Source organism: Morganella morganii H1r (genome assembly GCF_000633515.1).
Taxonomy (GTDB): Bacteria; Pseudomonadota; Gammaproteobacteria; order Enterobacterales; family Enterobacteriaceae; genus Morganella; species Morganella morganii_B.
The window spans coordinates 98,725-114,162 of the sequence record NZ_AYMP01000016.1; the positions used below are offsets into that span (position 1 = coordinate 98,725).

11 protein-coding genes are annotated in these 15,438 nt (G+C 50.1%); 4 read left to right on the forward strand and 7 right to left on the reverse strand.

Annotated features, from left to right (window positions below; all coding sequences use genetic code 11):
- Nucleotide 1: 1 nt before the first annotated feature.
- Complete coding sequence (gene rsxB / locus U868_RS0109855) at nt 2–610, reverse strand: electron transport complex subunit RsxB (RefSeq protein ID WP_024473143.1); 609 nt, start codon at nt 608–610, stop codon at nt 2–4.
- Nucleotides 610–1,191: an electron transport complex subunit RsxA gene (rsxA, locus tag U868_RS0109860; RefSeq protein WP_015422727.1), complete on the reverse strand. Its 582-nt coding sequence runs from the start codon at nt 1,189–1,191 to the stop codon at nt 610–612. The genes rsxB and rsxA overlap by 1 nt, the downstream gene beginning before the upstream one ends.
- A gap of 284 nt (nt 1,192–1,475) precedes the next feature.
- Here rsxA and U868_RS0109870 point away from each other — a divergent pair, with 284 nt between their 5' ends.
- Genes U868_RS0109870 through U868_RS0109880 form a run of 3 tightly spaced genes read left to right on the forward strand, consistent with a single transcriptional unit; the run spans nt 1,476 to nt 4,694 of the window.
- Nucleotides 1,476–2,516 (forward strand): oxidoreductase, encoded by a 1,041-nt coding sequence (locus U868_RS0109870; RefSeq protein WP_025153143.1) that lies wholly within the window; start codon nt 1,476–1,478, stop codon nt 2,514–2,516.
- A 43-nt stretch (nt 2,517–2,559) separates the two neighbouring features.
- Complete coding sequence (locus U868_RS0109875; protein WP_025153144.1) at nt 2,560–3,552, forward strand: bile acid:sodium symporter family protein; 993 nt, start codon at nt 2,560–2,562, stop codon at nt 3,550–3,552.
- The gene (locus U868_RS0109880; RefSeq protein ID WP_025153145.1) at nt 3,549–4,694 is read left to right on the forward strand and encodes a TPM domain-containing protein; all 1,146 of its coding nucleotides are present in this window, start codon (nt 3,549–3,551) and stop codon (nt 4,692–4,694) included. The genes U868_RS0109875 and U868_RS0109880 overlap by 4 nt, the downstream gene beginning before the upstream one ends.
- A 142-nt stretch (nt 4,695–4,836) precedes the next feature.
- Here U868_RS0109880 and U868_RS0109885 read toward each other — a convergent pair whose 3' ends face one another.
- The 4 genes from U868_RS0109885 to manA all read right to left on the reverse strand — a co-directional run bounded on the left by U868_RS0109885 (nt 4,837) and on the right by manA (nt 11,885).
- Nucleotides 4,837–7,641: an RHS repeat domain-containing protein gene (locus U868_RS0109885; protein WP_025153146.1), complete on the reverse strand. Its 2,805-nt coding sequence runs from the start codon at nt 7,639–7,641 to the stop codon at nt 4,837–4,839.
- A 268-nt stretch (nt 7,642–7,909) separates the two neighbouring features.
- Complete coding sequence (add, locus tag U868_RS0109890) at nt 7,910–8,917, reverse strand: adenosine deaminase (protein WP_025153147.1); 1,008 nt, start codon at nt 8,915–8,917, stop codon at nt 7,910–7,912.
- A 77-nt stretch (nt 8,918–8,994) separates the two neighbouring features.
- A complete protein-coding gene (locus U868_RS0109895; protein WP_025153148.1) occupies nt 8,995–10,602 on the reverse strand; it encodes a YdgA family protein in 1,608 nt (535 codons plus the stop codon).
- A gap of 107 nt (nt 10,603–10,709) precedes the next feature.
- A complete protein-coding gene (gene manA / locus U868_RS0109900; RefSeq protein WP_025153149.1) occupies nt 10,710–11,885 on the reverse strand; it encodes a mannose-6-phosphate isomerase in 1,176 nt (391 codons plus the stop codon).
- Nucleotides 11,886–12,058: 173 nt separating this feature from the next.
- On the opposite strand from manA, the gene fumC reads away from it, so the two are divergent.
- On the forward strand, nt 12,059–13,453 hold the full coding sequence (gene fumC, locus U868_RS0109905) for a class II fumarate hydratase (protein WP_025153150.1): 1,395 nt from the start codon (nt 12,059–12,061) through the stop codon (nt 13,451–13,453).
- Between the two features lie 46 nt (nt 13,454–13,499).
- On the opposite strand, the gene tus is transcribed toward fumC, so the two are convergent.
- Complete coding sequence (gene tus / locus U868_RS0109910; protein ID WP_029990974.1) at nt 13,500–14,423, reverse strand: DNA replication terminus site-binding protein; 924 nt, start codon at nt 14,421–14,423, stop codon at nt 13,500–13,502.
- Nucleotides 14,424–15,438: the final 1,015 nt, after the last annotated feature.

A 15,438-nucleotide genomic window follows, 5' to 3' on the forward strand; every position in this document is an offset into this window, starting at 1 on the left:
CTTACGACGCCTCAATCTGAACAGGTTTGACAGGAGTACCGCCGGTATCCGCCGGAATATTTCTGACCGGAATGGTGTTTAAATCCCACTTCCAGTTACGCGGGGTGACAGCGACCGGGATCATCTCAATGCAATCTGTCGGGCAGGGGGCGACACACAGGTCACACCCGGTACAGAGATCCTCAACCACGGTGTGCATGGCGCGGGTGGCGCCGATAATCGCATCCACCGGACACGCCTGAATACATTTGGTGCAGCCGATGCACTGGTCTTCATGAATAAAGGCCACTTTGCGTACCGGGTTGAGTACGGATTCGTCACCGTCGAGCGGCTGCGGATCGACGCCCAGCATATCCGCCAGTTTCAGCATCACCTGCTCGCCGCCGGGGGCACAGCGGTTTATTGCGCCGCCATTGGCAACAGATTCCGCATAGGGGCGGCAGCCCGGAAAACCACACTGCCCGCACTGACTCTGCGGCAGAATGTCATCAATTTTATCCACAATGGGATCTTCCTCCACTTTGAAGCGGCGGGAGGCGTAACCCAGTATCAGACCGAATGCCAGACCCAGCAGGCTGAGTACGGCAACGGCAATCCAAATCATTGTCATCAGAATTTCACCAGACCACTGAAGCCCATAAAGGCCAGAGACATCAGACCGGCAGTGACCAGCCCGACAGACGCCCCGCGGAAAGGCGCCGGCACATCTGCCGTTGCCAGCCGCTCACGGATAGCGGCAAACAGCACCATCACCAGAGAGAAACCGGCTGCCGCACCAAAGCCGTAAACGGCGGATTGCAGGAAATTATGCGACAGATTGATATTCAGCAGTGCCACGCCGAGAACCGCACAGTTGGTGGTGATCAGCGGCAGGAAGATCCCGAGCAGCCGGTAGAGCGCCGGGCTGGTTTTACGCACCACCATTTCGGTGAACTGCACCACCACGGCGATCACCAGGATAAAGCTCAGTGTGCGCAGATAGAGAATATCCAGCGGGATCAGGATAAAGGTATCCATCAGCCATGAGCAGACGGAGGCGAGTGTCATCACAAATGTGGTGGCAAACCCCATGCCTATAGCGGTTTCCAGCTTTTTGGAAACCCCCATAAAGGGGCATAATCCTAAAAATTTGACGAGTACGAAGTTGTTAACCAGCACCGTCCCGACAAAAAGTAATAAGTAGTCAGCCATTACAATGCCCAAAGCGAGTCTTTAAAAACAGTCAAATAAAGCACATAAAAAACCGGGATCCCCGGTAAGCGGGGTGAATAATAGCAATCCCCGGGCATCCGGGGTTATCGGGATTGTGTGAAAGCACGGATAACCGTGTGTATCAGAATGAAAAAGCGGCAAAACTGACGAAAACCGGGCACAGTATTTGCGTCACGGAATCAGTTAGTGGTACTTTTCAGGAGGATGACAGATTCTGAAAGCATGTTTTTATCCGTTAACATGACAATCCCCCGGAGGGAGTGATGACGAAAATACTGAAAGTGGGCCTGATCGGATACGGTTTTGCCGGAAAAACATTCCATGCGCCGTTTATTGTCAATAATGCCAATATGGAACTGGCCAAAGTCGCGAGCAGTGATGCGGCCAAAGTGCATGCGGATTATCCGGATGTGCAGGTTGTTGCCACGCCGGAAGCTATTTTTGCTGATCCGGCCATTGACCTCGTCGTGATCCCGACCCCGAATGACACCCATTTCCCGCTGGCGCGGATGGCGCTGGCAGCGGGTAAGCACGTGGTGGTGGATAAACCGTTTACTCTGACATCTGAAGAGGCATTTACCCTGGCAAAGCAGGCGGATGACGCAGGGCTGGTGTTATCTGTTTATCATAACCGCCGTTTTGACTCCGGGTATCTGACGCTCAAATCCCTGTTTGACAGTAAAAAACTCGGGGATATCAAATATTTTGAAATCCATTTTGACCGTTACCGCCCGCAGCCGCAAAAACGCTGGCGCGAAGCTGCCGCATTGGGCAGTGGTATCTGGTATGATCTGGGTTCTCATCTGATTGACCAGGCACTGCAGTTTTTCGGCAAACCAACGGCGATCACCGCCGATCTGGGTATGATTCGTCCGGGTTCTGAAGCAGTGGATTATTTCCATGCACAACTGCACTATCCGGATGTTAAAGTCGTACTGCATGCCACCACGGTCGCGGCAGCGGAATCCCCGGTGTATATCGTTCACGGCATGAAAGGCAGCTATGTGAAGTACGGGCTGGATCCGCAGGAGAATGCGCTGAAAGCAGGACAGATGCCGGTCGGTGTCAATTGGGGGCATGACAGCCGCGACGGGGAACTGAGCCTGTCACCGGATGGCATTGAAGTGATCACGGAGACGTATCCGAACAAAGCCGGGCACTATGGCCGCTATTACGCGGAAGTGGCAGAGGCGATTATCAATAACGGCCCGAACCCGGTAACTGCGCAGGAAGGGGCGGAAGTTATCCGAATTATTGAGGCCGGTATGGAATCTCACCAAACCGGACGAACAGTGACGCTGTAACAAATAATCATTTAATTTTAATGCAGACAAAAGTGAATAACGCATGACAAACTGGTGGCAGAAACTGCGGTTAGATCCGTTCCTGGTCATAATGATCACGGTTGTTATTTTGGCGTCACTCTTTCCGGCAACCGGCAGTGCGGCGACCGGATTCCGCTATCTGACCACCGCCGCGATTGCGTTATTGTTCTTCTTCCACGGCGCAAAACTCTCGCGGGAAGCGATTGTGACGGGGATGGGGCACTGGCGTCTGCATCTGATGGTGTTCTCCAGTACCTTTATCCTTTTCCCGCTGCTGGGGCTGGGTTTGCAGTTCCTGGTGCCGGAATGGATGTCACCGGCCATTTACATGGGTTTTTTATACTTATGTGCCTTACCGGCGACAGTACAATCGGCTATCGCCTTTACCTCTGTCGCGGGCGGAAATGTGGCGGCGGCGATTTGCAGTGCATCTGCCTCCAGTATCCTTGGTGTGTTCTTATCACCGGTGATTATCGGTTTTATGATGGAAACGCAGGGCGCGCATGATCTGGATACCCTGGGGGCTATCCGTTCTATTTTACTGCAGCTGATGCTGCCGTTTGTGGTCGGACACCTTTCCCGTCCGCTGATCGGCAAGTGGGTGGATCGCAATAAAAAAATCATTAATAAAACAGACCGTACCTCTATTCTGCTGGTGGTGTATGTCGCTTTCAGTGAAGCGGTTGCTGAGGGGATCTGGCAGCAGATTGATGCAATGTCTATTCTGCAGATTGCGGTGGTGTCGTGCGGGTTGCTGGCGATTGTATTAGTGATCAACGTGTACGGCGCACGGGCACTCGGCTTTAATAAGGCCGATGAAATCACCATCGTGTTCTGCGGCTCGAAGAAAAGCCTGGCAAACGGCGTGCCGATGGCAAACGTGATGTTCCCGCCTGCGGTAGTCGGTATTCTGGTACTGCCGCTGATGTTGTTTCATCAGATCCAGCTGATGGTGTGTGCGGTGATGGCGGCGCGCTATGCGCGACAGGGAAAAGAACATTCACAGGAGTCATGATGAGCAGGATTATGGCAGGATGCCTTGTGTTTCTTTTTGTCAGTTTCTTTGCCCGTGCGGATGTGCAACAGCTGCCGGAACTGAAACGGGCGCGGGTTATTGACAGCGCCGGTCTTCTGACCGGCCCGCAATTTACACAGCTTAACCGGCAACTCACGGAGTATGAACTGAGCCGCAATGACGGCAGTCAGTTTGTGGTGTTTATTGTGCCGTCAACCGGCGGGGAAAGCATTGAGACATTCGCACACCGTGCATTTAATACCTGGAAAATCGGCCGTAAAGGTCAGAACAACGGTCTGCTGCTGGTCGTGGCAGTAAATGACCGCAATCTGCGCTTTGAAGTCGGTTATGGTCTGGAAGGTATTCTGCCGGATGTCTCCGCAGGCCGTATTATCGGTCACCGTATCACCCCTGAATTTAAAAAAGGCCGTTATTTTACCGGGATTGAAGCGGGCGTAACTGATGCCATTGATATTATCAGCGGGAATGAACCGGCATATATCAAATCAAATGCATCCGGAACAGAATCTTTAAAAATCGCACGGCTGACCGTTATTTATTTTCTGACATTTATTACGGTGTATCTCTGGTCATTGTTTGTAGGCTCTCCCGGCCGTAAGAAAAGCATAGAAAAACAGGTTGTTAACGATATTGAATACCTGAAAGAGGAATATGCAAAATCCAAAAATAAGAAAAAACGTCAGCCCGAACGGGCAATACGCCTGACTCAGAAGCGCCTGACGGCATTTTTACGTCATAAATATATATATCCGTCACTGTTCGGTCAGACAGTTGCTGTATTAATTTATTCGGTTCTGATTTTTATAATGACGCGGGTTCTGATAGACGGAGATCCTGATCCGGATGCATTATTCATCAGTATTATGATGCTGGTTTTTCTGAATGTATTTGGCTCACTGTTTTTGTGCTATTTGTTATATGCATTAATTCCGGCATACCGTATTCAGGAAGCGGAAATACAGAAATTAACCGGTGTTACAGCAGGTGCCGGAAGCGGATATTCATCCGGTTCTGACAGTAGCAGTTACAGCAGCAGCTCCGGCGGCAGTTCCGGAAGCAGCGGATCGTCCGGGGGCGGAGGCGGCAGCAGCGGAGGCGGCGGTGCTTCCGGCAGTTGGTGATGAGAAATACCGGGCGGCGCTGTCTGACCGCCCGGTATAAGGAAAACAGCCTTGTTTATCACACTGCCATCCCGGTGGTTTTTAACGACAATACAGTCTGTATAAACACTATGATAGCCTGCATCGTGTTAATCAATGACACTCACCTCCAGCGCGGACTCGTGATAAGAGACGAGGCTCCGTGTGTGAACGTTTTTTTCTGCCCGGCAAAGTGACGATAAAAATCAGCATTTTTTGCAGTATAAGCAAGATAACGGGTTGCTGTTGTAAAAGAGTCTGCATTTCTGACAGCATCCAGGCTTCCCCGGGCACGTCGTTGTTTGAGCGTTTCTTCAGGCTCTCCTCTGCCGGTCTGTAGTTTTTCTGGTTCAAGAAGGGCGAGCATAGCATTTAAATCATGATATCCCTCATTTTTCGCCACCCCGATATACGCCATATCTTCCGTGTCCAGGCGGAGGTGAGACATTTCATGAATTAAAATATGCGCTAAATGATCAACACCCAGTGTTTCATTTTTTTTGACTTTTTCCAGTACACCAGTATAAGCATCTATGTAAATTTTTTCTCCCCGCTGAAATGCCTGCATATTGGCTTCGGCTGCGACAGTCTCTGATTTCTCTCCGGATGCGGTTATTTTCAGCGGGGAATACCGGACATTTCTTTTCGTATCCAGTTTGTTTATCCCCTCCGACACACTTTTTATTTGTGTCTTCCACAGACCCAGTTTTTCTTCTCCCATATGCTGCCCGAAAAATGTCTTATAGATATCTAACGCAATGTCATTATCAGATGCGTTATTCAAAAATTTCTCAGCAGCTGATAATTGCTCCGCAGCTAAATATTTAGCTTCTTTAATATAAGGTCTGCCGAGTGCCTGCTGAGATTTGTCATCACTTGGTGCCAGCCCGTTGGTATCAAAAAATCGCAGAGGATTATTCCGTACCATTCTGAACAGATTCAGTCCGTCCATTATTCCCGCAGGATCCGCACTCAGCCATCTTCCGGCCCACGGCTGGTAGTACCGGTAACCATAGTAGTACAGCCCGGTGGCATCCCGCTCCCTGCCTGAGTAGCGCACGGTTTTGTACTTCGCTTCCGCGACGCTGCGGGCAGTCCACACGGCGGTACCGCCGTACGGGTAGTACTCCTCCATACTGATAATATTTCCCTCACCATCCAGTTCCAGACCGCTGCTGCCGATCAGGTTGTCGTAGCTCCGGCGCATCTGGTCATCGCCATTCTCCCGGTGCAGAAGACGTACCTGTCCCGCGTCCCCCGCGATAATCACCTGCAGGTTCTCCGTTTGCGTATCGCCGGTTTTTGTTGTGTGCAGCTCCAGACCCGGCAGATATTGCACCCGCTGCGTCTGTATACTGCCGCCGGTTTTCTGCCTGCTGACTTTCAGGATGCGCCGGCTGCCCGCATCATAGCGGTAGATTTCGCTGTCATCTGCTTCTCCGTCCCGCACGATCGGTGTCACCTTCAGCAGCGTGTTGCGCGGTGTCCAGGTCAGGCTCTGTCCCGGCTGCAGCTGTTTCTGCTGGCCGCCTGTGGTGAACAGCGCATCCACGTCTGCCGGATTTTCCGTCAGGGTGCTCAGTACGCCCCGGTTGCTTCGGTTGCTTATGGTGATTTTTGTTGTGTAACTGTTGTTTGCCGCCGGTGAGCGGTGGCTTATCTGTGTCAGATTACCGGCTGTGTCGTAGGTATATGTGCGGGTATAGTTCGTGTAAGTGCTGCTGTCTGCGGGGAGGGGAACGGTCAGCGGCGGTAATCCGCAGCCCTGCTGACCGGCATTTGCCATTTCACGCCCGGTGGCGCTTATCAGCTGGTACAGGCTGTCGTAGGCGTATGTGTTTTCCGGCACCACTTTCTGATTGCGCCAGAAACGGGTTTCTTCGGCATCATTGGTTACTTTCAGAACGTTACCCACAGGATCATATTCATAGCGCAGATCCTGCAGTATCTTCAGTCCGGCGGCATGTCCGGCCGGGCGTTCCGTTTTAATGCCGTTCAGGCGTTGCGTTTCCGGTTCGTATGAGTATGTGGTTATCACGCCGTTGCCGTGCTCTTCACGCAGTTTCTGTCCGGCTGCCGAGTACGTCAGGGAAGCCACGATAACCTTTTCAGAACCGTCCTTCAGCGTCAGCCGGCTGCCCGACAGCAGGCCTGCCACATCGTACGCCATCCGCTGCGTATTGCCCTGTGCATCGGTGGTGGTCAGCACGGAGCCGGTGGTGTCTGTGGTGGTCAGAGTGGTCCGGGCGTCATTGTCCAGCAGGCTGTTCCAGGCCGGTGCATTTTCTCCCTGCCAGTCAGCCACCGTATCAGCGTTGTCCGCATTCTTCAGCATCCGCCGGGTGACGGAGAGCGGTACACCGGTCAGGGCAATGCTGTCTGTCTGCTTCAGTCCGGCGGTATCGTTGTGACTGACAAGCTGACCGGCGAGGTTCAGAGCCTTCTCTGCATCCGTATTACCGGCATAGACGAAACGCTCCGTGATGCGTGCGGCTCCGCCGTTTACCTGTTCCGTAATACTTAACGGACGTCCGGCCAGGGAGGTATCTTCATACTGCCAGGTGCGGGTTACGGCCTGACGCCGGTCATCCGTACCGTTGCCTGCGGTACCGATGTTACTGACCATCATAAAGGGGCGTCCGGCAACATCGTTCAGGCTGACGGTGGTACCGTTGTCTGTCCCCTGTGTACGCAGGACGTTTCCGCGCAGATCCGTCCGGTACGTAAAGTTCGTCAGCCCGGCTCCGGCCAGGCGCGGGTCGGCGCTCTGCGTCAGAAAGCCCAGGGTATCGTACAGGTGGCGGGTGATACGTTCCGTGGTGATATCCGGTGACTCAGGGTGGCGGTGATACGCAACGTTGAGAATGGTCAGACCACGGTTGTTGAGAACCGTGACTGCCGGGGTCTTACTGAACAATGATGTGTTCATGATATTCTCCTGTCTAGGTTAAACAGCTGTTGAGGCTGCAAAGAAAAGTATACAGCAATCAGGAGAAAATGTGGGAAAACTGCGGGTGTACAGATTTTATTTTTATTTATGACGAACCATAGGTGATAAACGCGGGTTCGTTACCACTTCATGTGAGCCGGAAATGGCGCTGATTTTCGGGGTGGGAGAGGGTTCGGTAACCCGGTATCCCCCCGGGATAAATATCCGGCTTCCGGGGGGATTTATACGCTGTTTGGCAGGCCGGCGCTTACTGACCGCGTTTGGCTGCTCTGTTTCTCAGTGCCGCTTTTTCTTCTGCGGATAAAAAGGCAATTTCCAGCCCGTTAATCTGAGCCTGTTCAATTTCCGTCCGGGTCAGACCGGCAGCCGGTGCGGCAACATTGTATTCATGGGCAATCTCAATACCTTCAACCGCCGGGTCATCGGTGTTGATGGTGGCGGCAATGCCATGTGCCAGGAACTGTTTCAGAGGATGCGCTGCCAGTGACGGTACGGTACTGGTCTGAATATTGGAGGTCAGGCAGGATTCCATTCCGATGCGGTGTTCAGCCAGATAATCCATCAGTGCAGGGTCTTCAATCGCCATCACGCCGTGACCGATACGCTGCGCTCCCAGGTCACGGATTGCCTGCCAGATACTGGCGGCCCCGGCGGCCTCTCCGGCATGGGCGGTAACAGCCCAGTTGACATCACGGGCTTTGCGGAAATGCCCGGTAAATAGATCGCCCGGATAACCGTATTCATCACCGGCAATATCCAGCGCCACAATCCGTTCATGATGAGCGAGCAGGGCATTCAGTTCTTCATGACAGGCTTCTGTGCCGAATGTCCGGCTCAGAATACCGATCATATTAATCCGTACCGGGCTGTTACGGACTTCGGATGCGACACCATCCAGTACGGCTTCCACCACGCCTTCAACAGGCAGATGGTGTTTCATTGCCATATAATAAGGGGAAAAGCGCAGTTCAGCGTAATCCAGCCCGGCACTGACGGCATCCTGCACGTTTTCAGCGGCCACACGGCGGCAGGCATCAAGGTCGGCCAGCACGGAAACGCCCCAGTCCAGTTTGCTCAGAAACTGTACCAGATCCGGTTCATTGCTCATCACCTGTACATACGGGCGCAGTGCTTCGGTTTCATAAGCGGGCAGCGGCAGGTTGTGCTGCCGGGCAAGATCCAAAATGGTGGACAGGCGGATATTACCATCGAGATGGCGGTGCAGGTCGGTCAGGGGGAGTGAGCGGTTAATCATTGCGGTATTCCTCAGATGATAAAAAGCCAGTCTGACGACTGGCTTTTGTCTGATCAACAGATAATAACAGTGTGAAATTACTGCGCAGCAGGTGCCGCAGTATCAGCAGCCGGCTCTTCACCGAAAGTCACTGCTTCTTCACCGAACGTCACTGCGTCACCGTTAGGATCCATTTCGATTGTTTCTTCCTCGTAACCTTCGTCGTCACTGCTGTCATCACTCAGTACGCCGTACTGGTCATATTTTTCCAGGAATTCTGCAACGGTGTATTTCTTCCCGTTGAAATCGATGTTGTTGTTGCTGTATTTCAGATCCATGGTGATTGCTTTATCGGTCACTTTCACGACTTCCATCATGGCACCCATGCTGGCCATCTGAGTAACACCCTGCTCACCCTGTTCTTTGGCTTCTTTTGCGCCCATACCCTGAGACTGCATGACAGATGCAACGAGATCAGTCAGCATCGGTTTGGACAGATCCATATTGAAACCGAACTCTTTCACCAGAACCGGCAGAACTTTATCAAAGCTGCCTGCGCGTTCCAGAGCTTTAAAGCTCTCTTCATTCAGTGTATTAAAGGTCATGTTCAGGTTAACTTTTGATTCACCGCCGCTGTTTTTCCAGCTCAGGGGCGCGATAGCGAATGACGGGCTGTATTTGAACAGACCCAGTGCATTGGATTTCATTTTTTCATCCAGTGCCTCCATTTTCGCATCGTCGAAATCTTCGGTGTACATAGATTCAGACAGCTTGGTGTACTCTTCCAGGGATGCCATCAGCGTATTTGCGGAAGTGGCATCCAGATCTTTCAGAGAACCTTTCAGGCTGATAGCACCGAGATTGGCATCACGGTAGCTCATTGAACCCAGGCTGTAATCAATATCTGCAGTCAGTTTGTTATCTTTGCTGCCGGATGTGCCGCTTAGTTTCAGATCTTTCAGAGTAAGGGTATCGTTGTAATTAACAACTGCCAACTCTTTCAGGCTCAGGTTCTGGTCACCCAGGTAGAAATAGCTGTCACCGGATTTGGCAACATCGCTGTCAAAAGACAGACCTTTCATAATAAGGCTGTCGCGCTCGCCTTTACGGTAAGTCAGTTCATTGCTGCTGCCTTTACCTTTGACATTTTTGAATTCTTTATCGAATTTGACGTTCACATCAGCACCGGAGAATACCAGGTCTTCACCGTTTTCTTTATGGTTGATTTTGCTGACAACAAGATCAACATCGAAATTCTGGTCGTAGCTGATACGGGTATCCGTTGCAACAGGGGATTTACCGCCGGTGATATCAAAGCCCCGTTTGGTGAGTTTATTATTTTCCAGCTCAGAGTGGATTGACGCCAGATTTGGCGAGAAGACCAGGCTCTTAAACTGAGATAACGGGAACGGGCCGTGATCGATGGTATTGAGGATCACCAGTTCTTCTTCTTCGCCGCCAGTATCACCGCTTTTTTTCGTTTCTTTGATGATCAGTTTGACATCAGAACTGAAAATACCGCGTGAAAAATCTTTGGCAGTCAGCGTAACAGGGATATCAGGGTATTTATCCTTGATTGTTTTGTTCGCTTTGGCGATATACTCATCAAGGTTTGCTTCAATTTCCTTACCGGTTTGCCATGAAGCCACACCCCATGCGGCGCCTAACGCAACAATAACGCCAACAGCAACTAACGACTTTTTCATAGAGAAATCCATCCTTTATATGCGATTTATTTTGCAGGTTTTCGCACGGTATCAAAATTAACGGGCAGTTAAACGGTTCACTGCCCGGAGAAAATGAGAGAAGTTACTTACACAGCATTATAAACGCGGGCAATGATTCCTTCACCATCTATTTTAAACTTTCTTTCTATAGCAGAAAGAAAAACAGATTCACCTGAGATAACTCTTAATTGTTCTGTTTCTGTAGTGATAACTGCATGACCTTCCACACAAAAAAGAATATTAGCACTGTTGTTCTCAAGAATCATTTCCTGATTATGCAGTTTCATCACTGAAAAAGAAAAATCATCAACCGGGATCGGGAAAATTTCAGAGTTGTTAATATGTTCCGGCTGCATAAATAAACTTTTTGCGTGTTTCGGTATAAAATCAAGGTTATTCAGCAATTCACCGACATCAATATGTTTTTGTGTCAGACCGGCACGCAGCACATTATCCGAGTTAGCCATCACTTCCAGCGCGGTTCCTTCAAGATACGCATGCGGTGTGCGGGCATACAGGAACATTGCTTCACCGGGTTTTAACTCAACTACGTTGAGCAGCAGCGGGGTGAACAGACCATTATCGTCAGGATAAAATTCTGTCATCTTACGGATGGTATCCCACGGTTCACCCTGACGGCTGTTCAGTGCGGATTTCAGCACAGCGATTGCCCGCTCTTTGGCTTCCCCGCTCATGGAGAGCAGGCGGGTAAACAGAACAGATAAATTTTCCTCTGACGGAGAGGCAATAAAACGTCCGATGGCGGGATGTGCCGGTGCGACCTCACTGAGCAGCCCGGCAATGTCCGCCAGCGGGCGGAACGCATTCATTGCACGGAACGGGGTGAGGGCATAAACCAGCTCCGGTTTATGATTATCATCCTTATAATTACGAACCGGTGAATCCAGCGGGATCCCGGCATCGTTTTCGCGGGCAAATCTGGCCTCTGCGGCAGCTTTATCCGGATGAACCTGTACCGACAGGGGCTGAGCAGCACTCAGTACTTTAAACAAAAACGGCAGCCGGTGAAAACGGCGGTTAATCTTATCCCCCAGCGCTGACTGCGGATCACCGGCAATAAAATCATATAAAGAGCAGGAGTTACCGCAGGAGTCTGTCACCACCGAACTGGCTTTCGGATGTGCTCCCATCCACAATTCTGCCATTGGCTGCTTGTCAGGGTTAGGGTAACCGTACATTTCTGTCATCGCGGTATGGCTTCCCCAGTCATAGAATTGCACCTGATTCTGCATTTTTAACATAGCAACGCTCTCTTTTTAAACAGTTAACAATAAGATAATAACAATAAAGCAATAACTCCGCCCGGATCGCATAATCGGAAATGAAAGTATGGCAAAATAAGCCCGTTTTCAGAGTCTATCTGTAACTTTCGGGATTTTAAATCCATTTTATTTTGTGTGCTAAGGAGAGACTAATGGCAGCCACGCGTATTGAAAAAGACTCAATGGGCCCTATCGATGTTCCTGCGGACAAATTATGGGGCGCTCAGACCCAGCGCTCTTTAGAGCATTTCCGTATTTCAGTTGAAAAAATGCCTGCGGATCTGATTGCTGCGCTGGCCATAACAAAAAAAGCGGCAGCAGCTGTCAACTGTGATCTGGGACTGCTGGCGAAAGAGCGGGCGGATGCGGTGATTGCCGCAGCGGATGAAGTGCTTGCCGGTAAACATCCGGAAGAGTTTCCGCTGGCAATCTGGCAGACCGGATCCGGCACACAAAGTAATATGAATATGAATGAGGTGCTGGCAAACCGTGCCAGTGAAATCCTCGGCGGGCAGCGCGGCGGCGAACGTATCGTTCACCCGAATGATGATGTCAACAAAAGCCAGAGCTCTAACGATGTGTTCCCGACAGCAATGCATGTTGCAGCCGTGATTGTGGTCAGCACACAGCTGATCCCTGAACTGAAATCCCTGCACAGTGTTCTGGCCGCGAAAGCGGAAGCTTACCGCGATATCGTGAAAATCGGTCGTACTCACTTACAGGATGCGACACCGCTGACACTGGGTCAGGAAATTTCCGGCTGGGCGGCGATGCTGCAATATAACCTGAAACACCTGGAAAACAGCCTGCCGCATCTGAGCGAGCTGGCACTGGGCGGGACTGCGGTTGGTACCGGTCTCAATACACATCCGGAATATGCCGTGCGTGTGGCGAAGAAAATTGCTGAACTCTCCGGTCAGCCGTTTGTGACTGCACCGAATAAATTTGAGGCACTGGCTGCCTGCGATGCACTGGTTCATGCTCACGGCGCACTGAAAGGCCTGGCAGCGTCACTGATGAAAATCGCTAATGATGTCCGCTGGCTGGCATCCGGTCCGCGCTGTGGTATCGGTGAAATTGCGATTCCGGAAAACGAACCGGGCAGCTCTATCATGCCGGGTAAAGTGAACCCGACACAATGCGAAGCCATGACCATGCTGTGTGCTCAGGTGATGGGTAATGATGTGGCGGTTAATATCGGCGGGGCATCGGGTAATTTTGAACTGAACGTGTTCCGTCCGATGGTGATCCATAACTTCCTGCAATCTGTCCGCCTGCTGGCCGATGGTATGCGCAGCTTTAATGAGCACTGTGCAGCCGGCATCGAGCCGAACCGCGAGCGGATCAGTCAGCTGCTGAATGAATCACTGATGCTGGTTACAGCGCTGAATACGCATATCGGTTACGACAAAGCCGCCGAAATCGCGAAGAAAGCCCATAAAGAAGGCCTGACCCTGAAAGCCTCAGCCATGAAGTTAGGTTATCTGACTGAAGCTGAGTTTGATGCGTGGGTGCGCCCGGAAGATATGGTCGGCAGCATGAAGTAATCCGCAGTCAGGGATAGTCATAACGGAGCCGCTGATGGCTCCGTTTTTACATCACTTCCATATACAAATGCAGTCGTGGTATCACAGGAATTAATTTTTTTGCTTTCGGTCTGTGGCGGATTTTGATGTTTTCCGCATCATAATCCGGCAATATTCCCGTTACCGGTTTTTCCTCATTTTTATCACAAAACACAATCAGCGGTGATGCGCAGGCATACTGCACCTGCTTTTGTGCCTCACTGTACCAGACCCTGGCGATCGGCTGAACTTTTACCGGTCGTTTGATTTTGAGTATGGCATCTTCCGGCACCTGTTTTAAGGCGGATATCTCTTTCGCCAGATAAACCTGCCGCTCTTCGCGTGTCAGAGACTGAATAGCGCGCGGATTCTGATACTGCTCCTCCAGCTGAGATAACAACGTGTTACGATCTACCTTCTGAATAATATGTTTATTGGCCCAGCCAAACCGGACTGAGGAAGGAGAGGTGACCGACTGGATCTGCCGGTAGGCATTGAGCGTAATCAATCCCTTTATCTGATTGTGTACAAATTCAAAGCGCTGTGTTTTATCCACACCGGAGGTTTTTGTCACGATTGCGGCCAGCTGCTGTTTCAGCCGGTTAACTTCATCAAGCTGTTGCTGCATTATTTTCCGTTGTGCAGGGGAGAGGGAAATCAGCAGTACACCAGGCAACCGGACGGCAGATTTACTGCTGACCTCCTGGTCATTATCAAAGATAAACAAACGCTGATAGTGAGATAGTGCCAGCGAAACAGCCTCTTCACCACTGACAGGAATAACGGAAATGGTGTTGACGGTGTTGGTTTCCTCACCTTTTAGTATTTCAGGTAACTGATAAACCTCAGCCGCAGGGGAAGGATGCTGCCGGATAGCGTTGCATAATGCACTCAGTGCTGATTCCAGCTGATTAAAGCAGTCGGTAAGAGAAACTATTGCATCATATCGCATACATCACCATTTTAGTTACAACATACAATAATGTTTATACCAGATTAATTCAGCAACGTGCTCTGTACAAGCAAATTTTTGTTTTCCATGGAAGAAAAGGGGGCGATGGTAAGCACATTAACCCACATAAACGTGGGTTAATGGCAAATACTCAGTGAGTTTTTATATGAACAACCCTGTTTATCTGTACCGTGTGAAATAAATGGATAAACAACGTTTGTTCAGGATGGACAGTAATATTGCCCATTGTTATCACAGCATGTGACAATAGGGTTTATCTTTGGGGCATGAATCATAAATATACTGAGCCGACGTTGGCTCCCAGAGATCCGGCGGTTTTGGCTCATCATTTTTAGGGATAGGAAAATAACTGTTAACCATTAATGAACTACTTAAAATAAGTGTCAGCATAAATGTGCCTCATATATGTTATATAACCATTTAATTCCACCAGTCGGTGGAACAATATTCAGGTACAAATATATCGCAGGACTCAAATGATTCCGCGGAAGAAAAAAAAGGGTGCCTGTTAATAAAAGTGTAAGCATAATAATCTCTGTTTATTGGTTGTCTGATCCCATTCCAGCATAGGCAGTGTTGGTCAGGGTATGTCAAACCGGATATTTTTTATTGAAACGGAGCTTCGTCACTTGGTTGTGGTGGCATAACCTGGTCGTGACAAACAGCAAGGTTTGGTGGTGGTGGTGCCAGTTGCTCATTAGCAAGTAGCGGAGGGGGCATCATCAGGGCAGAGCTTAATATCAGAGTAAGCATATGAACCTCATTTTTCTGTTGTGTGGAAAAAAGAATATGTGGAACACTTATAACTGTAGATACGTTTATACGATAATGAAATTAACCTTATGGGGTATTTTACATTCCATAAAAATAAAAACGTGATTATTGGATTTTTAATTTAATCAGAAGGATATAGTTTATGTGATAAATAAAAAATCACCACCAAAGATGCCAATGGTGGTGATGAATGTTAAGACCTAAAAATAATATGGTACGA

Bases quoted from the DNA above. Each gene is read 5' to 3' on its own strand.
- rsxB (WP_024473143.1), bottom strand. From the start codon at position 610: ATGACAATGATTTGGATTGCCGTTGCCGTACTCAGCCTGCTGGGTCTG.
- rsxA (WP_015422727.1), bottom strand. From the start codon at position 1,191: ATGGCTGACTACTTATTACTTTTTGTCGGGACGGTGCTGGTTAACAAC.
- U868_RS0109870 (WP_025153143.1), top strand. From the start codon at position 1,476: ATGACGAAAATACTGAAAGTGGGCCTGATCGGATACGGTTTTGCCGGA.
- U868_RS0109875 (WP_025153144.1), top strand. From the start codon at position 2,560: ATGACAAACTGGTGGCAGAAACTGCGGTTAGATCCGTTCCTGGTCATA.
- U868_RS0109880 (WP_025153145.1), top strand. From the start codon at position 3,549: ATGATGAGCAGGATTATGGCAGGATGCCTTGTGTTTCTTTTTGTCAGT.
- U868_RS0109885 (WP_025153146.1), bottom strand. From the start codon at position 7,641: ATGAACACATCATTGTTCAGTAAGACCCCGGCAGTCACGGTTCTCAAC.
- add (WP_025153147.1), bottom strand. From the start codon at position 8,917: ATGATTAACCGCTCACTCCCCCTGACCGACCTGCACCGCCATCTCGAT.
- U868_RS0109895 (WP_025153148.1), bottom strand. From the start codon at position 10,602: ATGAAAAAGTCGTTAGTTGCTGTTGGCGTTATTGTTGCGTTAGGCGCC.
- manA (WP_025153149.1), bottom strand. From the start codon at position 11,885: ATGTTAAAAATGCAGAATCAGGTGCAATTCTATGACTGGGGAAGCCAT.
- fumC (WP_025153150.1), top strand. From the start codon at position 12,059: ATGGCAGCCACGCGTATTGAAAAAGACTCAATGGGCCCTATCGATGTT.
- tus (WP_029990974.1), bottom strand. From the start codon at position 14,423: ATGCGATATGATGCAATAGTTTCTCTTACCGACTGCTTTAATCAGCTG.